The organism is Streptomyces sp. NBC_00775, from assembly GCF_036347135.1.
Lineage (GTDB): Bacteria > Actinomycetota > Actinomycetes > Streptomycetales > Streptomycetaceae > Streptomyces > Streptomyces lutosisoli.
Window position 1 is genome coordinate 532,641 of the sequence record NZ_CP108938.1, and the last position, 18,456, is coordinate 551,096.

Here is an 18,456-nt window from a genome sequence, read left to right on the forward strand (position 1 = left end):
ACGCCTACCAGCGGCCCTCCACCTGCTCCTTGATCCGCCGCTCGTACAGGTCGTCGATCGCGTCCAGCGTCTTCTGCGACAGCTCGGGCAGCTTCGCGGCCGCCGCGTTGGCGCGGGCCTGCTCGGGTGAGCGGGCGCCCGGGATCACCGTGGTCACGCCGGGCTGCCTGGTGATCCAGCACAGCGCGAGCTGGGCCGGGGTGCTGTCCTCCGGGGCGAGGGCGGAGAACTCGGCCGCCGCCTCCACGCCCGTCACGAAGTCGACCCCGGAGAAGGTCTCGCCCTGGTCGAAGGACTCTCCGTGGCGGTTGTACGTGCGGTGGTCGTTCTCCGCGAAGACCGTGTCCTTGGTGTACTTGCCGGAGAGCAGGCCCGAGGCCAGCGGGACGCGGGCGATGATGCCGACGCCCGCCTCCTGGGCCGCCGGGAGCACCTGGCGCAGGGGCTTCATACGGAAGGGGTTGAGGATGATCTGGACGCTCGCCACGTTCGGGCGGGCGATCGCGGTCAGGGCCTCGTCGCACGTCTCGACGCTCACGCCGTACGCGGCGATCCGCTCCTCCTCGACCAGGGTGTCGAGGGCGTCGAACACCTCGTCGGAGGAGTAGACGGGCGTGGGCGGGCAGTGCAGCTGCACCAGGTCGATGCGGTCGACGCCCAGGTTCCGGCGGGAACGATCGTTCCAGGCACGGAAGTTGTCGAGGACGTAGTTCTCCGGGATCTGGTCGACGCGGCGGCCCATCTTGGTCGCGACCAGGACATGCAGGTCCGGCCGGCCGCGCAGAAACGTGGCGATCGTCTCCTCGCTCCGCCCGTCGCCGTACACGTCCGCCGTGTCGAAGAAGGTCACCCCCGACTCGGCCGCCGCCTCCAGCACCGCCAGGGCGTCCCGATCGCTCACATCGCCCCAGTCGGCGCCCAACTGCCAGGTGCCGAGACCGATGACCGAAGCATGCTGACCTGACCTGCCGAATTCGCGCTCGTCCATGCCGTCAGTCTGACACTTCCCCGCCGTCGCACAGGACGCCACCCGCCGCCCGGTGCCGGGCGCCGTTCCCCCGGTCTTGTCTGTGCGTCTGCAAAGAGCTCCCTGTGAGGGTTTGTCACTCGTATGGGTGAAGCGCTTCGACGAAAGGTTGATTCGTGTCAACTGCCGCCTAGCGTGCAGCACATGACCGCCCCTCTAAGAAGTGAAGGGCGACCCGCCTGGTCGCGCCGTGGGTTTCTGCTGAGCGCCGCCGCGCTCCTCGCCGGGCCACCGATCGTGGTGGCGGGCAGTGCCGCGGCGGCCGATCTGCCCGGGTTCCCCGAGGGCGTCGACGTCTACCGGTCGGCGTACCGCAACTGGGTCGGAGAGATCACCGCGGACGGACTGTGGGCCTGCGCTCCACGCGACGCGGACCAGGTCGTGCAGGTCGTCAACTGGGCCTGGCAGCAGGGCTGGACGGTCCGCGCGCGGGGCTGCTCGCACGGCTGGTCGCCGCTGACGATCCCCGCCGGGACCGGGGCGGACGCCCCCGTGCTGCTGGTCGACACGGCCACCCGGCTGACCGGTGTGTCACTGGAGTCGACGGAGCCCGCCGCCGTACGAGCCGGCGCCGGCGTGACCCTCGAAGCGCTGCTCGGCTTCCTGGAGGACCACGGCCTGGGTCTCACGGCGACACCCGCGCCGGGCGACCTGACGCTCGGCGGCGCGCTGGCCATCGACGCGCACGGCACCGCCGTACCGGCCGACGGCGAGAGCCGGCTGCCCGGGCACACCTACGGCTCGCTCAGCAATCTCGTGCTGTCGCTGACGGCGGTGGTCTGGGACGCCGACTCGGACGCCTATGTGCTGCGCACCTACGACCGTGCCGACGCGGACGGCGCGGCGCTCCTCACGCATCTGGGCCGCGCCCTCATCACCGAGGTCGTGCTGCGGGTGGGCGTGAACACCAATCTGCGCTGCGTCAGCCGCGTCGACATCCCCGCCACCGAACTGTTCGCCGCGCCGGGCGGTGACGGCCGTACCTTCGCAAGCTTCCTCGACGAGTCCGGGCGGGCCGAGGCGATCTGGTTCGCGTTCACCGAATTCCCCTGGCTGAAGGTGTGGAGCGTCGCCCCCACCCGGCCGCTCACCTCGCGCCGCGTGACCGCGCCGTACAACTATCCCTTCTCCGACAACATCCCCACGGCCGTGGCCGATCTCGCCGGGCGAATGGTGTCCGACGCGGCCTGGTACCTGGCTCCGGCCCTGGGCACCGCGCAGCTCACCGCGGCCACTCTGGGGCTGACGGCCACGTTGTCGGCGGACATCTGGGGGCCGTCCAAGAACACGCTGCTCTACATCAAGCCCACCACCCTGCGGGTGACCGCCAACGGCTACGCGGTGCTGACCTCGCGGGCCGAAGTGCAGCGTGTCGTCTCCGAGTTCACCGCCTACTTCCAGGAACAACTGGCCGCCTACGCCCTCCGTGGGAGCTATCCCGTCAACGGCCAGGTCGAGATCCGGGTGACCGGACTCGACGACCCCTCCGACGTCGAGTCGTCCGGCGCCCGCGCCCCCCTGCTGTCAGCGCTGCGGCCCCGCGCCGACCACCCCGAGTGGGACACGGCCGTCTGGCTGGACGTGCTCACCCTGCCGGGCACTCCCGACGCGGAGGCGTTCTACCGGGAGTTGGAGCGCTTCCTGCTCACGACGTACGACGGCGGGTTCGCGCTCACGCGTGTCGAGTGGTCCAAGGGCTGGGGCTACACGGACGAGGCCGCCTGGACCGACACGGAGGTCCTGGGCACCAAGGTGCCCGGCACGTTCGACGACGGCGTGGGTCCGGACTGGGGAGAGACGGCCGCGGTCCTGGAGCGGCTCGATCCGCATCGGGTGTACGACAACACCCTGCTCGGGAGGCTGTTCGCCTGAGACGAGAGAGCCGCGCCACGGGATCATGCCTTCAACTCCTTGTACCGATGGAGCATTTGAAGGGTGTTACTGCTTCACATCTTGACGTGTCTGGTTCAGACCTTTAGGTTCACCGATCACCAGCGTCCCATGAATGCACTTGTTGTTCACGGACGTGAACTCGCGTGGACCCCCCACCAGCCACCTGTGAAGGGCTGTGATCCCTCTGATGGCCAGACATTCCCTTGCGCGTTCCACCGCATGGCGCGGCACTCTCACCACCGCCGTACTCGCTCTCTCGGCAAGCGCTCTGAGCATGACGCCGGCCTCCGCCGCCACCGGCACGATCACCGGTCTCGCGGGCAAGTGCCTCGACGTGGCCGGGGCGAACTCCGCGAACGGCACGGCCGTACAGCTCTACGACTGCAACGGCACCGCCGCCCAGCAGTGGACGGTCGGCTCCGACGGGACGATACGGGCGCTCGGCAAGTGCCTTGACGTCACCGGCAATTCGACCGCGGACGGGGCCAGGCTCCAGCTGTGGGACTGTTCGGGCGGCGCCAACCAGAAGTGGACGGTCACCTCGGCTCGCGACATCGTCAATCCGCAGGCCAACAAGTGCGCCGACGTCACGGGGAACACCTCGGCCAACGCCACACCCATCCAGATCTGGAGCTGCACCGGCGCCGCCAACCAGAAGTGGACCGCGCCCGCCGCGGACGGGGGCACGACCCCCTCCGCGCCGATGGCCGTCGCCCCGTACCTGTACAACGGCTGGGGCAACCCGCCCAGCCCCACCACCGTCATGAACGCCACCGGCGTCAAGTGGTTCACGCTGGCCTTCGTGCTCAGCAACGGCTACTGCAACCCTCAGTGGGACGGCGGCCGCGCGCTGACCGGCGGCGTCGACCAGCAGACCGTCAACACGGTGCGGGCGAACGGCGGTGACATCGTCCCCTCGTTCGGCGGCTACAGCGGCAACAAGCTGGAGAGCTCCTGCTCCAGCGCCGGGGAGCTGGCGGCCGCGTACCAGAAGGTCATCAACGCCTACGGGCTCAAGGCCATTGACATCGATATCGAGGCCGACGCCTACAGCAACACGACGGTGCAGCAGCGCACCGTGGACGCGCTCAAGACGATCAAGGCGAACAACCCGGGCATCAAGGTGTACGTCACCATCGGCACCGGGCAGAGCGGGCCCGACACCGGCCTCATCAACCGGGCCGCGGCGTCCGGGCTGACCGTGGACGCCTGGACGATCATGCCGTTCGACTTCGGCGGCGCGGGCCAGAACATGGGCACGCTCACCCAGCGGGCCGCGGAGGGCCTCAAGACCGCGCTGAAGAACGCGTACGGCTACAGCGACGACCAGGCGTACCGGGACATGGGCATCTCCTCCATGAACGGGATCACCGACAACAACGAGACCGTCACCACCGCCGACTTCCAGACCATCCTCGGCTACGCGCAGACGCACCACCTCGCGCGGCTGACGTTCTGGTCGGCCAACCGTGACCGTCCCTGCCCGGGCGCCTACCCGAACGACGACACCTGCTCGGGCGTGGCCCAGAGCAACTGGCAGTTCACCAGCATCTTCGCCCAGTACACCGGCTGACGGACGCGCTCCGCCCTTCACCCCCCACCACCACAGGAGAAATCCGTGCTCAGACGGAAGAGACTGTCCGGCCACCACCGGATACCGAGGGTTCTGACCGTGGCCGCGCTCGTGGCGACCACCGTGACCGGCATCGAGTTCGCCTCACAGGGCTCGGCGAACGCGCAGACCGCGGCGGCCGCCGCCATCCCGACCGGGTACACCACCGTGGTCAACAAGGGCAGCGGCAAGTGCGTCGACGCCCGCTCGGCCGCGAGTGCCGACGGCACCGCCGTCCAGCAGTACACGTGCAACGGCAGCACCGCCCAGAACTGGCAGTTGGTCGCCACCAGCGACGGCTACTACCGCGTGAACAGCAACCTCGACACCACAAAGGCATGGGACGTCACCGACGTCTCCACCGCCGACTCCGCGCTCGTCCAGCTGTGGACGTACTCCAGCGGCAACAACCAGCAGTGGCTGCCCGTCGCCGAGTCCGACGGCGCCTACCACTTCGTCAACCGCAACAGCGGGAAGTGTCTGGACGTCCCCAGCGCCTCCACCGCGGACAGCGTGCAGCTGGCGCAGTACACCTGCAACGGCACCGGCGCGCAGTCCTTCACTCTGGGCGGCGGCACGACGAACCCGCCGGGCACCCCGGACTTCGGTCCCAACGTGACGGTGTTCGACCCTTCGATGTCGGCCTCCAGCATCCAGTCCAAGCTGGACTCGGTCTTCGCCCAGCAGGAGACCAACCAGTTCGGTTCGGCCCGCCAGGCCCTGCTGTTCAAGCCCGGCACCTACAGCGCCAACGCCAACGTCGGCTTCTACACGCAGGTCGCAGGCCTCGGCTTCTCGCCGGACGACGTGACCATCAACGGTTCCGTGCACGCGGAGGCCGACTGGTTCCAGGGCAACGCCACCCAGAACTTCTGGCGCGACGCCGAGAACCTGTCGGTCAACCCGACTGGTGGCACCGACCGTTGGGCCGTCTCCCAGGCCGCCCCGTACCGGCGCATGCACGTGCGCGGCAACCTCGCGCTCGACGACGGCGGCTGGTCCAGCGGCGGCTTCATCTCCGACACCAAGGTCGACGGGCAGATCCAGTCCGGCTCCCAGCAGCAGTTCCTCACCCGGAACTCGCAGATGGGCAGCTGGTCCGGCTCCAACTGGAACATGGTCTTCGTCGGCGACCAGGGCGCGCCCGCCCAGTCCTTCCCGACGTACACCAACGTCGCCAGCTCACCGACGATCCGTGAGAAGCCGTTCCTGTACGTCGACAGCGCGGGCGCCTATCAGGTGTTCGTGCCCGGGCTGCAGTCCAACGCCGTCGGCACCACGTGGAGCGGAAAGACCCCGGCGGGCAAGTCCCTGCCGATCGACCAGTTCTACATCGTCAAGCCCGGCGCCACCGCGGCCGATATGAACGCGGCCCTCGCGGCCGGCAAGAACCTGCTGGTCACCCCGGGCGTCTACCACCTCAACCAGACGATCAACATCACGCGCCCCGACACGGTGGTGCTGGGCATGGGCCTGGCCACCTTCGTGCCGGACGGCGGGATCACCGCCGTCACCACCGCAGACGTGGACGGCATCGAGCTGGCGGGCCTGCTGATCGACGCGGGTACCACCAACTCCCCGACGCTGATGCAGATCGGCCCGGCCGGTTCGTCCGCCACCCACGCGGCCGACCCGACGCAGCTGTCCGACGTTTTCATCCGGATCGGCGGCGCGACCGTCGGCAAGGCGACCAGTTCGCTGGTGATCAACAGCGCCAACACGATCATCGACCACACGTGGATCTGGCGGGCCGACCACGGCAACTCCGGCACGGTCGGCTGGACGACCAACACGGCGGACAACGGCCTGACCGTCAACGGCACCAACGTGACCGCGTACGGCCTGTTCGTCGAGCACTTCCAGAAGACCCAGGTCACCTGGAACGGCAACGGCGGCAGAACGTACTTCTTCCAGAACGAGATGCCCTACGACCCGCCGAACCAGGCCTCCTGGATGAACGGCACCGGAAAGGGCTATCCCGCCTACAAGGTCGCCTCCTCCGTCACCAACCACGAGGCGTGGGGTCTGGGCAGCTACTGCTACTTCAGCGCCAACTCGAGCGTGGTCGCCGATCACGCCTTCGAGGTGCCGAGCGTGTCAGGGGTCAAGTTCCACGACATGGTGACCGTCTCGCTGGGCGGCGTCGGCACCATCAGCCACATCATCAACAGCACCGGCGGACCCTCCAACTCCAGCACCAACGTCGCCTACCTCACCAACTACCCGTAGACAGCACGGAAAGGATCGATCACCAGATGCACATCATCAGATCCGGATCCGCCCGCGCGACCCTACGAGTCCTCCTGCTGCTGGCGGCGCTGCTCGGCCTCGCGGTACCGCCCGCCGCGCAGGCGACCACCGCGGCGACACCGTTCAAGGTGCTCGCGCTCTACAGCGGCACCTGGGACGCGGCCCACATCGACTTCGACAAGGAGGCGAACGCCTGGTTCCCGCAGCAGGCCGCGGCGAACGGTTTCACCTACACGGCCAGTACCAACTGGGACCTGCTCAGCAACGGCGGCGTCAATGCCTACCAAGTCGTCCTGTTCCTCGACGACTTGCCGCAGACGTCCGCCCAACGGGCCGGTTTCGAGGCGTACATGCGGGGTGGCGGTGCCTGGATGGGATTCCATGTCTCCGCCTTCACGACCGACGCGGCCAGCTGGTCCTGGTACCACAACCAGTTCCTCGGCTCCGGGAACTTCCAGTCGAACACCTGGGGTCCGACGTCGGTGACCCTGAAGGCCGAGGACCGTACACACCCGGCCACCAAGAATCTGCCGGCCACGTTCACCTCGTCGGTCAGCGAGTGGTACAGCTGGTCCAACGATCTGCGGCAGAACCCGAACATCAAGATCCTGGCCTCGATCGACGCCAGCAGCTTCCCGGTGGGCACTGACCCCAACCAGTCCTGGTACAGCGGCTACTACCCGATCCTGTGGACCAACACGCAGTACAAGATGCTGTACGCGAACTTCGGCCACAACGCGATGGACTACTCGACCAACACGCGTCTGTCGTCGACGTTCGCGAGCGCGACACAGAATCAGTTCCTGCTGGACGGCCTGAAGTGGCTCGGCGGGGCCGACACCGGCACGCCCCCGGCGGACTCCCCCTCCGAGACCGCCTGGTACTCGCTGACGAATGCCGGCAACGGCACCTGCGTGGACGCCCGTTCGGCCGCCACGGCGAACGGGACCGTGATCCAGCAGTACGCCTGCAACGGCACTCAGGCCCAGCAGTTCCAGCTCCGCCCGACCGACAGCGGGTACCGGCAGGCCGCCATCCGCGCCAATCCCCAGCAGGTCATCGACGTGACCGGTGTCTCGACGGCCGACAACGCGCCACTCCAGTTGTGGAGTTACTCGGGTGGACAGAACCAGCAGTGGCTGCCGGTGAAGGAGAGCACCGGGCGCTACCACTTCACGGCCCGCCACAGCGGCAAGTGCCTGACCGCGGCGAGCGCCTCGACGAACAGCGTCCAGCTCACCCAGCGCACCTGTGACGGCTCCGCGGCACAGAGCTTCACGCTCACCGCGCAGCCCTGACCGGCCGACCCCACGGTGCCCCCGCCGCGACCCGCGACGGGGGCACCGGTCCGTGGCCGTCAGGTGCGGGACAGGCGGGCGACTTCCGTGCCGGCGAGCAGGAAGGCGCCGACGCCGAAGTTGGCGGTGGTGTCGTAGGTCACGGGCTGGCTGGACTCCGGTCGGTCGCCGACGTTCTGGACGTAGCCCAGGAAGCCGTCGGGGTGTACGGCGGTGGTGACCAGGCCGTTCCAGGCCCTGGCCGCCACCGGGAGGTAGGTGGACCGGTCGACCAGGCCCGCGCCGATCGCGTACGACGTGCCGTAGAGGAAGAAGGAGGTGCCGCTGGTCTCGGGTCCGGGCAGATGCGTGGCGTCGGCGAGGTTGACGTTCCAGAAGCCGTCGCCGCGCTGCACGCCGGCCACGGCCGTCACCAGGCGCGTCAGGGTGTCGCGGTATTCGGCGGTGTGCGGTTCGCCGGGCGGCAGGGCCTTGAGGGTCTTGGCGTGTCCGCCCGTCACCCATCCATTGCCGCGGGACCAGAGGACCGGCTTGCCCGTGGGGGAGGTGATCCCTCCGGGGAGGAAGCGCTTGTCCCGGTACCACAGGCCGGTGGCGGCGTCGTACAGGCCGGGGCCGCCCTCGACGCGCTTGGTGTGGTGGTAGAGGGCGTACAGCTTCTCCCCGTACTGGGGGTCCTGGCGCAGGACGCCTAAGCGGGCGAAGGGCGGCATGGCCATGTGGAGGGCGTCGTCCCACCACCAGTCGTCGTTCTTGTCCGGCTGGTCTTCGTAGACCATGCGGTGCAGGGACGTCTCGATCGCGGTGAGCTTCTGCTCGTCGGGTTCGCGTTCGTAGAGGTCGAGGTAGGCCTGCCCGGCGTTGTGGTTGTCCGCGTGGCGTGTGGTCACTCCGCCGTTGAGGCCGTACGCGTGCTTCTCCGCCCAGCCGCGCGCGTAGGCGAGGTAACGGGCGCTGCCGGTGAGACGCTGGAGGGCGAGCAGCCCGCTGAAGAAGGTGGCGTTGGCCCAGCCGTTGTCGCCGGGATCCGTGTGGGCGCCGATCCACTGGTCGGCGACACGCCGCAGGACAGCGGTGATCTCGGCCCTCGACGGCAGCCCGGGCGAGGCGGCACGCGGGGCGGCTTGTGCGGTGCCCGTCAACGAGGGCAGCAGGGATGCGGACGCCGTGAGCGCGACCGCGCCGGAGAGCAGGTGTCGTCTATGCATGTGAACAACTCCTACGGATGGGGACTCTCATCCTCAACTCCCGCCTCACGCGGTGTCCATGGCCCGTCGCCGACTTGTCGGCAGGCCGGCTCGGCCGCGCGCTGGCCTGCCGATACCCCGCGGATGCGGGCGAAACGAGACCGCACGCATTGCATGCGGCGATACACGCCCAGGTCAACACGGTCCGTGAGCTATGTTGAGTTCTCATGGGGCATGAAGGAGGCGCACCGGTGCCATCGCCGCAGCAGGCACGCGCGCAGGCATCTGCGATCACCTCGGGGAAGACCGCCCCGGAGGCGGGTGCGGCACCCATGTCCCAGCTCAGGGAGCTGTTCGACGGCCCCCGGCTCTCCCCGGGACAGCGGCGTATCGCGCAGTACCTGATCGAGCACATCACCGAGGCGGCGTTCCTGTCGATCACCGATCTCGCCGAGCGCGTGGGCGTGAGCCAGCCCTCGGTGACCCGTTTCGCCGCGGCGGTCGGCTTCAGTGGTTACCCCGCGCTACGGGAGAAGCTCCAGTCGATCGCGCTCAGCACCCTCGGCAGCGCGCCGGGCACGCCGGCGGAGGCCACGAGCAACGAGTTGCAGGCGGCGGTGGACGCGGAGATCGCGAACCTGGAGAACCTGCGGCGGGACTTCGCCGATCCGGACGAGGTGATCCGCGTCGGCCGGGCGCTGTCGAAGTCGACGCCGCTGACGGTCCTGGGGCTGCGGATCTCCGTGTCGCTGGCCGAGTACTTCGCGTACGCCGCGCGGCGCATCCACCCGGACGTACGGCTGGTGACCCGGGGCGGCAGCGTCGCCTACGACTCGCTGCTCCAGTCGCGCGAGGCCGGCGGCACCTGGGTGCTGGCCTTCGGAATGCCCCGGCACGCCCAGGAGACGCTCACGGCGCTGCGGGTCGCGCACAGCGCGGGGTTGCAGGTGGCGCTGATCACCGACCTGGGGCTCGGGCCGCTCGTGGACGAGGCCGACGTCTCGTTCGCCACCGGCACCGGGTCGCGTCTCGTCTTCGACTCCTACGCCGCGCCCGTCGTGCTGTCGGCGGCATTGCTGCAGGCCATGACCGACGCCGATCCGGAGCGGACGCAGGCCCGCCTGGAGGAGTACGAGCAGGTCGCCGAGCAGCACCAGTTCTTCCTCAAGGACTGACGCTTTCCCGCGCAAGGCCGGAGGCCGTCTCCCCCAAGGACCGAGGCCGCCTGGCCCTTGCGGAACCCCCTCCCCCGTACCGCCTGTCACCACGGCATCACGGGATCATTCACACCATTTCACGCATGAATGTTTTCATGTTCTTGCGCTACCGGCGGTATATATAAATACTGCTCGCGGATCGTGACCAGGAGGCCTCCTGGTCACGTCCCACGACCACCCGGGGCCGTCCGCTCCTACCCGCATCGGGCCCCGGGTGTTCAGACGGGCCCCGCTCGCGCGGGGTCCGTGGTGGCGGCCCCGGCCAATCCCCTAGACCGGGGCCGCCCCCAGACACCCCCACGACCCCTTCCCGCCGACGTAACCCGGAAGCGATGAACATGGCCCTGACTTACTCACCGATCACCTCGGACTGGCCGTGCCAGGTCAAGACACCCGGCAGCTACGACTGGGAGCGATCGGCGGTCAAATGGCTGCGCGAACTGGTCCCGACCCGCTACGCGAGCTACCCCGTCCTGCTCAAGCACCCCGTGCTCCTCGCCCGTCACGCGCACATCCAGGTGCAGCACGAGATACGGGTCGCCCGGACCGCCCTGCAGACCGCCCGGGCCGAGCTGCCCGCGCTCGGCCTGCACGAGGGCGTCATCGAGCACACCATCAAGCTGTACGCCGCCGAGGTCATGCAGCTCCAGCACATCGCCCGCAGCATCCGCGCGGTGACCCAGGCTCTCGTGGACAGCAACGTCGCGCGAAACTGAGGTCCCGGGCCCAGGTCGTGGTCCCGGCGGACCGTGACCGAAGGAGACATGGTGGACGGGACCCTCGACGTACGGTGGATCCATGGCTCGCCGTCGGCCAAGCACAACACGGATCCCGACATCCAGGTCCACACGTACGACGAGCACACGGTCGTCCTGCGGCAGAACATGGCGATCAACTACGAAGCGCCTTTCCTGTTCCTGCTGTTCGGCGAGGAACAGGCCGTTCTGATCGACACCGGCGCCACGGCTTCGGCCGAGTTCTTCCCCCTGCGGCGAGTGGTCGACGAGGTGATGGAGAGGTGGCTGGCGGCGCATCCCCGAGAGGGTTACGAGCTGCTGGTGCTGCACACCCATCCCCACGGCGACCACATCGCGGGGGACGGCCAGTTCGCCGGCCGCCCCGGCACGAGGGTCGTGGACGCGGCCCTCGACAGCGCCTGGGAGTTCTTCGGGTTCCGGGACGACCCCGACGGCGTCGCCGAGGTCGATCTCGGCGGCCGGGTCCTCGAATGCCTCGCCACCCCTGGGCACCACAAGGCGGCGGTGACGTTCTTCGACCCCTGGACGGGGTTCCTGCTCACCGGCGACACGGTCTACCCCGGCCGTCTGTACGTCGATGACTGGCGGGCGTTCACACGCACCCTCGACCGGCTGGTCGGCTTCTGCGCCGACCGGCCGGTCACACATGTGCTCGGCTGTCACATCGAGATGAGCCGGAAGCCCGGCCAGGACTATCCCGTCCGCACGACGTACCAGCCCGACGAGCCGCCGCTGCAGATGACGACGGATCAGCTGCGGGACATCCGGAGGGCGGCCGAGTCCGTCGGCGAGCAGCCCGGACGGCATGTGTTCGACGACTTCGTCATCTGCCGCCTCGACGCGCACGGGAGCGATTAGGGCCCCGGTTCCCCTCGCACGGCCGAACCGGGGTGGTAGGTGTCCCCTGGGCGGGAACACGAAGGGGAAGAGCAGCCCTACGTGCCCCGGGACGGACTCATGGATTCCACCGTGTGGACAGTGATCCTCATCGTCGCCGTCGTGGGAGCCGCCGCGCTGGCGGTGGCGCTCGCGCTCCTGGTCCGGCTGGTCCGCGCCCGCCGTGATCTGCGGCGCGCCGGACTTCCGTCCGGACCCCGCTGGATCTTCTGGGGCGCCGTCGTCTATCTCGTGCTCCCCACCGATCTGCTGCCCGACCCCATCTACCTGGACGACATCGGCGTCCTGTTGCTGGCCCTGCGCTCGCTGCGTGACACACCGAAGGAAGCGCTGCCCGGAGCGCGCGGGAACCCGCGCGCTCCGACGGGACGTTGATGCCTGTAACGAGCACCACGTCGACGGGCGGCACCATGAGCGAGCTGGTTCCCGGGGGCAACATGCCCCTGCCGGGCGGCATCCTGACCCTCAGGGTGCCGGGCCCCTTCGACGTGTCCGCGCTCATCACCGACGACAGCGGAAAGGTGCGCGGGGACGGCGACTTCGTGTTCTACAACCAGCCGACCGCGCCCGGTGCCCGTCTCCAGGGCGAGCGCCTCACCGTCGATCCGCCGAGACTGCGGGCCGGAGCGAGCCGCGTCACCGTGGTCGTCAGCCCCGCCGACCCCGCGACGCCCCTGGGCCGCCTGCCCGCACCCACCCTGCACGTCACCGCGCCGGACGGTCGTCCCCTCGCCCGGTTCACCCCACCACGTCCGCAGCGGGAGACCCTGCTGCTGCTCGCCGAGCTGTACCGGCGCGGCACCGGGTGGAAACTCCGCGCCCTGGGCCAGGGGTACGCGGACGGACTGGCGGGCATCGCGCGGGACTTCGGGGTCGATGTCACCGAGGACGACGCCACGCCCGGTGCTGTCCCGGGTGCCGTTCCGGGTGCGACACGCGGTGCGGCCCCCGGTGCGATGCCTCGTGGCGCGCCCGACACGGACGGGTTCCTGGGGCTGGTGAACTCCGCCCGCGCCGCCGCCGGTTCCCCACCGGTGTCCCTCGACGCACGGCTGGCGGCCGCGGCCCGGGCCCACGCCTCCGCCATGGCCGTGCGCGGACTCCTCAGCTCGGAGAGTCCGGACGGCACCTCCGTCTACCAGCGCGTCACCTCGGCCGGATACCCGTATCTCACCGTCGGCGAGCACCTGGTCTCCGGCCCCCGCACACCCGGCGAGTTCGTGGAGTACTGCCTCTCCGCCGAGCAGTCCCGGCGCACGCTGTGCGATCCCGTCTTCAGCCAGGCGGGTCTGGCGTACGTCGCCGACGATCGCTCCGGCGACCTGTACTGGACGGCGCTGTGGGCGCACCCGTTCAGCTCCGCGGGCCTGACGCGGACGGCGAGTGAGGTCATCGCTCTCACCAACGCCGAGCGGAGGGCGGCCGGTCTGCCGCCCCTGTCCGGCGACCCTCTGCTCACCATCGCGGCCCAGGCGCACAGCGCCGACATGGTGGCCCGCGCCTTCTACTCCCACACCTCCCCCGACGGCAGCCAGCCCTGGGACCGGGCCGCCGCCGCGGGCTGCACCCGCCGGACCATCGGCGAGAACATCGCCTGCGGGCAGCGCTCCCCGGCCGAGGTCGTACTCGGCTGGATGAACAGCCCCGGCCATCGCGCCAACATCCTGAAGCCCGACTTCACCCACATAGGCATCGGCCTCGCGGGCGGCGGCAAGGCGGGCACGTACTGGACGCAGCTCTTCGGCGGCTGACCCTCCTCCGCCGACCCCGCAGCGGCCGACCCGCCTCGACTGCTGCCTTTCCGCCAATTCACCGATTCGAATTCACCGTTTCTGATTCTTCCCCGGGCAATGCAACCCACGTGCCCCTCCGGCGCGTACAGATGGTGCCGACGCCCGCATCCGCGGCGCGGCTCGTGCCGGGCACCCGCACCGGCGGACGGAACTCGGGAGAAGAATCAGATGGTCTCAGGAACGGTGGGCACGGGTACGGCGCTGGGCGCGGTTCTGGTGTCCCTCCTGGCAGCCCCCGCGCAGGCCGCGGCACCCGCGGCCACGGACGGCGCCGACGGCGAACAGGTCGCGGCCTCGGCGGCGTTGGCGGCGCCCGACGACGCGGGACTGCGCAAGGTGCTGCGCGCGGCGCTGACGCAGGGAGCCCCCGGCGCGATGGCGAGGATCGACGACAACGGCACGGTGCACCGGCTGACCGAGGGAGTCGCCGACCGCGCGAGCGGACGGGCCATCAGCACGAACGACCGGTTCCGCGTCGGCAGCGTCACCAAGAGCTTCTCCGCCGTGGTGCTGCTCCAACTGGTCGACGAGGGCAAGCTGAAGCTGGACCACTCGGTCAACAGCTATCTGCCGGGGCTGCTGCCCGACAACGGCATCACCGTGCGCCATGTGCTGAGCCACCGCAGCGGCCTGTACGACTACACCAACGACATGTTCGCGCACACGGTCCCGGGCTTCGAGGCCGTCCGCAACAAGGTGTTCAGCTACCGGGACCTGGTGAAGCTGTCCTTGAAGAAGCCGCGCACCAACGCGCCGGGCGCGGCCTATGCGTACTCGAACACCAATTTCGTCGTCGCGGGCATGCTCATCGAGAAGCTCACCGGCCACTCCGTGGGCACGGAGTACAAGAAGCGCATCTTCACACCGCTCAACCTCACCAACACCTTCTACGTCCACCCCGGCACCGCGATCCCGGGCACCCACGCCAAGGGATATCTCACCCCCGACGAGGCCGGCGCGGCGCTGGTGGACTCCACCAAGCAGACGGCCTCCTGGGCGCAGAGCGCCGGCGCGATCATCTCGACCACGCACGACCTGGACACCTTCTTCTCGGCGCTGATCCGCGGAAAGCTCATGTCCGGCACCCAGCTGACGCAGATGCAGAAGTGGACGACGGTCAACAGCACCACGAGCTACGGCCTCGGTCTGCGCCGCCGCACCCTGTCGTGCGGGGTCTCCGTCTACGGGCACACGGGCACCGTGCAGGGCTTCTACACGTACGCGTTCACCTCGAAGGACGGTAAGCGCAGCGTCAGCGCGCTGGCGAACACCTCCAACAACACCAATGTGCTGAACACCATGTACGGCACTCTGGAATCCGCGTTCTGCGGCAAGTCCGCGACCAAGGCCGCCACGCGCAGCGCGGCGCCCCTGGAGCGGAACGAGGACATCGCCCCCGGCATCGCCCGCGACTGACCTCTCGCGCTGCGCCTCGCTCCTGAGGGTCGGCCGCCGGTGCGTGGCGGCTGGTCCGGGGCGGGGCGCAGCCTCGGGTCCGGACGGAACACCACCGGTCGTACGCCGGGTCAGTCGTGCGGGAACGAGTGGTGCTCGTGGGCGACCGTCCAGCGGCCTTGTTCCTTGCGCAGTCCGAGGGTGAGCCGCAGGCGCCGGGCGGGCTTCTCGGCGAATTCCTTCGGCGTTCCGCAACGCAGCAGGGCGTGCGCGTACGCCACCTTGTCGCCCGCGGTGATGTCGAGGGACTCGATCTCGACCGTCGCGCCCTGCGCCTGCCATTCGAAGAACGGCGGCCAGGCCTCGCGGTACGCCTCGATACCGCGGACCCCCGCGTAGGGCGGCGGCACGTCGTACATCACGATGTCGTCCGTGTGGTCGGCCAGCACACCGTCGAGGTCGCCGCGGTGCACGGCGGCGGCCCAGTGCTCGATCAGGGTGCGGATCTGGTCCTCGTCTTGGCTCATGGTCCATGCATGCCCCAATACTGGTCGCATGGAATTCGCCGTCTGCATGACTCTGCCCGGACTGGTCATCCTGCTCACCCTGGTGGCCTTCGCGGATCAGCCGCTGCTGCGGGCCGGGCGCGCCGTCGTACGGATGCCGCGGGCATGAGCTTCGACGATCTCCTGGAGCGCGCGGCGTCGCTCGTGCGTCCGGGGCGGCGCGCCCTGCTCGGTATCGCCGGCGGCCCGGGTGCGGGCAAGACGACGCTCGCCGAGCGCCTGGTGCGGGAGCTGAACGGGGACGGGCCCGCCTGGGTCGCGCATGTGCCGATGGACGGGTTCCATCTCGCGGATGTCGAGTTGGACCGCCTCGGCCGCCGCGACCGCAAGGGCGCCCCCGACACGTTCGACGCGGCGGGTTACGCCGCGCTGCTGCGCCGGCTGCGCGAGGACGAGGACGACCTCGTCTACGCGCCCGGCTTCGAGCGGACTCTTGAGCAGCCGATCGCGGGTGCCGTTCCCGTGCCCCGCACCGCCCGTCTGATCGTCACCGAGGGCAACTATCTGCTGCTCCGCGACGACGGCTGGGCTCGCGCGCGGTCGCAGCTCGACGAGGTCTGGTTCTGCGAGGTCGACGAAGCCGAACGTCTGCGGCGGCTCGTCGCCCGGCACGAGGAGTTCGGCAAGGACCACGACACGGCGGTGGCGTGGGTGCTCGGCACGGACCAGCGCAACGCCGACCTGGTCGCCGCGACACGGGACCGCGCCGACCTGGTCGTCGAGGCGGCGGTCAGCGAGGCTGGAGCTCCAGTTCGGGTTCCCCGCGCGCATCGCCCGCGGGATCACCGATCAGTGCGGTGAACTCCTCGGTGCGGACGGTCAGTCCCGCCGGGGTGCGCGCGAAGGCCGGGGTGAACGGGCCGCCGGGGCCATGCCGGACGGCGAAGACGTGCAGGTCCTCCGGGGCGCCGGGAGCCGGGTCCGCTTCGAAGGCCGTGGAGGCGACCAGGTGCCGCCAGCCCTCGTCCGGGTTGCCGTAGCCGCGCGGGTCCGCCGCCAGGGCGAAGGCCGCCTGCTGCTGGGTCGTCTCCGAGCGGGCGTCGAAGTGGTCCGCGCCCTCCGTCGCCGGGTGGGTCAGCCGGAGGGCACCGGCGGCGGTCACGTCGGCCTCCGCGGTCCTGCGTACCCGGTCGCCGTCGTCCTCGGCGTACGGCATCCCGGCGAGCAGATACGGCGATCCGTCGAGGCGTTCCACGACGACCGTCACCCACAGGCTCGTGCCGTCCGTGACGTACAGGGACCGAATGTGGCGCAGCACATGATCGCGGCCGACGACCGGCTTGGTGACCAGCTTGGCCGTCAGGGCGTCGGTGCGCAGATCACGGACCCGGGTCTCGCCCATGGGCCGGCACAGCAGGAAGCCGTCGGTGACCGGTCCGAAGCCGTGCTGGCGGTTGACCGCGGCGGGCAGGTAGTAGGTGCCCGCCGCCTCGACCAGCGACGGGGTCATCCGGTCGTCGAAGGCCACCGAGACGATGCCCGCGCGCAGTTGATGGCGTACGGGGTCCTTCGACGGGGTGCGGTGCCAGCGCGTGGCGTCCTGGATCTGCCAGACCAGCATGAAGGCGAAGTGGCCGTCGATGCCGCCGTCCTGGTTGACCGCGTGCCGGCCCCAGCGGGTGTCTCCCCGGTAGCGGCCGAGGTCGGCGCCGATGCGGTGGCCGAAGTAGCGCAGGCCGAGGACGGACTCGAAGCCCGAGTGCTGCTCGCTGTAGCGGGGGCCGCCGTTGTCGTAGCCGCCGGCGGTCAGGCGCGCGTCGATGTAGCGGGCCAGCGCGTCGCCGTCCTCGGCGAAGATCTCCTCGCCGCTGATCCGGTGGGCCTGCGCGAGGAAGGAGAGGGAGATCGGGCCGTAGTTGTTGTCGTAGGCGCCGCCGTGCTCCGGGGGGAGAAGGGCGCCCCGGTCCCGTACGCGACGGGCGCGGATTTCGTCGACGTACAGACGCATCGCCCGTGAGTGGACCAGCTCCCCGTCGGCGGGCGGGAGATGGCGGGCCAGCATCAGGCCGCCGACGACGCAGCCGATGGCCTGGTTTCCGGCCTCCTGCGGGTTGAAGAAGGTCGACTCGGTCAGCCAGTGCCAGTAACCGCCCGCCAGCTCGACGAGTTCACGGCGCTGTTCGTCGTCGATGAGTCCGTCCGCCGCGTCCAGGACGTTCACCGCCTGGAGCAGGGCCCACACCGTGCTCGGCCAGTCGCCGATGGGGTGCGCGCCCGCTTCGAGTACGTATCGGGCGTACGGCTCACGCGTGTCGCGTCGCCGGAGGTTCGGGTAGCCGGGGTTGTCCTCGGTGAAGACCCGTTCGCGCAGATGGAAGGCGAGGCTGCGGTGCACGGCCGCCGGCAGGCGCGGGTCCTTCGCACGCTGCCAGGCGAGTGCGAGGAGGGAGGTGATGCCCAGTGACGTGTCCCCGATGTCGTCGAGGGCTGCGGGGTGTTCGAGGTTGCCCTCGGGGGTGAGGCGGGCCAGGGCCTCCTCGGTGACGGCGGCGAGGACGGTGTCGTACGCGGCCGGGTCGTCCGGGAGATCGTGCAGCGGATCGCGCTGGTGGGGAAGATGCAC

General features: G+C 69.8%; 15 protein-coding genes. 11 read left to right on the forward strand and 4 right to left on the reverse strand.

Going from position 1 to position 18,456, the window contains the following annotated elements:
• Positions 1-4 precede the first annotated feature (4 nt).
• On the reverse strand, positions 5-988 hold the full coding sequence (locus OIC96_RS02560; protein ID WP_330309525.1) for an aldo/keto reductase: 984 nt from the start codon (positions 986-988) through the stop codon (positions 5-7).
• Between the two features lie 183 nt (positions 989-1,171).
• Between OIC96_RS02560 and OIC96_RS02565 the strand changes: the two genes are divergently transcribed.
• From OIC96_RS02565 to OIC96_RS02580, 4 genes are all read left to right on the forward strand, one after another.
• Complete coding sequence (locus OIC96_RS02565) at positions 1,172-2,899, forward strand: cholesterol oxidase substrate-binding domain-containing protein (protein WP_330309524.1); 1,728 nt, start codon at positions 1,172-1,174, stop codon at positions 2,897-2,899.
• Between the two features lie 295 nt (positions 2,900-3,194).
• Positions 3,195-4,493 (forward strand): lectin, encoded by a 1,299-nt coding sequence (locus tag OIC96_RS02570; protein WP_330310406.1) that lies wholly within the window; start codon positions 3,195-3,197, stop codon positions 4,491-4,493.
• 45 nt (positions 4,494-4,538) lie between these two features.
• A complete protein-coding gene (locus OIC96_RS02575) occupies positions 4,539-6,761 on the forward strand; it encodes an RICIN domain-containing protein (RefSeq protein ID WP_406502211.1) in 2,223 nt (740 codons plus the stop codon).
• A gap of 26 nt (positions 6,762-6,787) precedes the next feature.
• Positions 6,788-8,080 (forward strand): ThuA domain-containing protein, encoded by a 1,293-nt coding sequence (locus OIC96_RS02580; RefSeq protein WP_330309523.1) that lies wholly within the window; start codon positions 6,788-6,790, stop codon positions 8,078-8,080.
• A gap of 59 nt (positions 8,081-8,139) precedes the next feature.
• Here OIC96_RS02580 and OIC96_RS02585 read toward each other — a convergent pair whose 3' ends face one another.
• Positions 8,140-9,288, reverse strand: coding sequence for a glycoside hydrolase family 88 protein (locus OIC96_RS02585; protein ID WP_330309522.1), 1,149 nt, complete (start codon positions 9,286-9,288; stop codon positions 8,140-8,142).
• Between the two features lie 230 nt (positions 9,289-9,518).
• On the opposite strand from OIC96_RS02585, the gene OIC96_RS02590 reads away from it, so the two are divergent.
• From OIC96_RS02590 to OIC96_RS02615, 6 genes are all read left to right on the forward strand, one after another.
• Positions 9,519-10,442: a MurR/RpiR family transcriptional regulator gene (locus OIC96_RS02590; RefSeq protein WP_330309521.1), complete on the forward strand. Its 924-nt coding sequence runs from the start codon at positions 9,519-9,521 to the stop codon at positions 10,440-10,442.
• A gap of 374 nt (positions 10,443-10,816) precedes the next feature.
• On the forward strand, positions 10,817-11,200 hold the full coding sequence (locus tag OIC96_RS02595; protein ID WP_330309520.1) for a hypothetical protein: 384 nt from the start codon (positions 10,817-10,819) through the stop codon (positions 11,198-11,200).
• A gap of 48 nt (positions 11,201-11,248) precedes the next feature.
• Positions 11,249-12,100, forward strand: a complete 852-nt coding sequence (locus OIC96_RS02600) for an MBL fold metallo-hydrolase (protein WP_330309519.1) — start codon at positions 11,249-11,251, stop codon at positions 12,098-12,100.
• Between the two features lie 99 nt (positions 12,101-12,199).
• Positions 12,200-12,514 carry a YkvA family protein gene (locus OIC96_RS02605; protein ID WP_330309518.1) on the forward strand — a complete coding sequence of 105 codons (315 nt, stop codon included), beginning with the start codon at positions 12,200-12,202 and terminating at the stop codon, positions 12,512-12,514.
• A 35-nt stretch (positions 12,515-12,549) separates the two neighbouring features.
• The gene (locus OIC96_RS02610; RefSeq protein WP_330309517.1) at positions 12,550-13,890 is read left to right on the forward strand and encodes a CAP domain-containing protein; all 1,341 of its coding nucleotides are present in this window, start codon (positions 12,550-12,552) and stop codon (positions 13,888-13,890) included.
• Positions 13,891-14,100: 210 nt separating this feature from the next.
• Complete coding sequence (locus OIC96_RS02615; protein WP_330309516.1) at positions 14,101-15,348, forward strand: serine hydrolase domain-containing protein; 1,248 nt, start codon at positions 14,101-14,103, stop codon at positions 15,346-15,348.
• 110 nt (positions 15,349-15,458) lie between these two features.
• On the opposite strand, the gene OIC96_RS02620 is transcribed toward OIC96_RS02615, so the two are convergent.
• Positions 15,459-15,854 (reverse strand): YybH family protein, encoded by a 396-nt coding sequence (locus OIC96_RS02620; protein ID WP_330309515.1) that lies wholly within the window; start codon positions 15,852-15,854, stop codon positions 15,459-15,461.
• A 144-nt stretch (positions 15,855-15,998) separates the two neighbouring features.
• Here OIC96_RS02620 and OIC96_RS02625 point away from each other — a divergent pair, with 144 nt between their 5' ends.
• On the forward strand, positions 15,999-16,694 hold the full coding sequence (locus OIC96_RS02625; protein ID WP_330309514.1) for a nucleoside/nucleotide kinase family protein: 696 nt from the start codon (positions 15,999-16,001) through the stop codon (positions 16,692-16,694).
• Here OIC96_RS02625 and OIC96_RS02630 read toward each other — a convergent pair.
• Entirely contained in the window at positions 16,624-18,456 is a 1,833-nt protein-coding gene (locus OIC96_RS02630) for a hypothetical protein (RefSeq protein WP_330309513.1), read from the reverse strand. The genes OIC96_RS02625 and OIC96_RS02630 overlap by 71 nt on opposite strands.

Bases quoted from the DNA above. Each gene is read 5' to 3' on its own strand.
- OIC96_RS02605 (WP_330309518.1), top strand. From the start codon at position 12,200: ATGGATTCCACCGTGTGGACAGTGATCCTCATCGTCGCCGTCGTGGGA.
- OIC96_RS02570 (WP_330310406.1), top strand. From the start codon at position 3,195: ATGACGCCGGCCTCCGCCGCCACCGGCACGATCACCGGTCTCGCGGGC.
- OIC96_RS02615 (WP_330309516.1), top strand. From the start codon at position 14,101: ATGGTCTCAGGAACGGTGGGCACGGGTACGGCGCTGGGCGCGGTTCTG.
- OIC96_RS02610 (WP_330309517.1), top strand. From the start codon at position 12,550: ATGAGCGAGCTGGTTCCCGGGGGCAACATGCCCCTGCCGGGCGGCATC.
- OIC96_RS02600 (WP_330309519.1), top strand. From the start codon at position 11,249: ATGGTGGACGGGACCCTCGACGTACGGTGGATCCATGGCTCGCCGTCG.
- OIC96_RS02560 (WP_330309525.1), bottom strand. From the start codon at position 988: ATGGACGAGCGCGAATTCGGCAGGTCAGGTCAGCATGCTTCGGTCATC.
- OIC96_RS02620 (WP_330309515.1), bottom strand. From the start codon at position 15,854: ATGAGCCAAGACGAGGACCAGATCCGCACCCTGATCGAGCACTGGGCC.
- OIC96_RS02580 (WP_330309523.1), top strand. From the start codon at position 6,788: ATGCACATCATCAGATCCGGATCCGCCCGCGCGACCCTACGAGTCCTC.
- OIC96_RS02595 (WP_330309520.1), top strand. From the start codon at position 10,817: ATGAACATGGCCCTGACTTACTCACCGATCACCTCGGACTGGCCGTGC.
- OIC96_RS02585 (WP_330309522.1), bottom strand. From the start codon at position 9,288: ATGCATAGACGACACCTGCTCTCCGGCGCGGTCGCGCTCACGGCGTCC.
- OIC96_RS02625 (WP_330309514.1), top strand. From the start codon at position 15,999: ATGAGCTTCGACGATCTCCTGGAGCGCGCGGCGTCGCTCGTGCGTCCG.
- OIC96_RS02565 (WP_330309524.1), top strand. From the start codon at position 1,172: ATGACCGCCCCTCTAAGAAGTGAAGGGCGACCCGCCTGGTCGCGCCGT.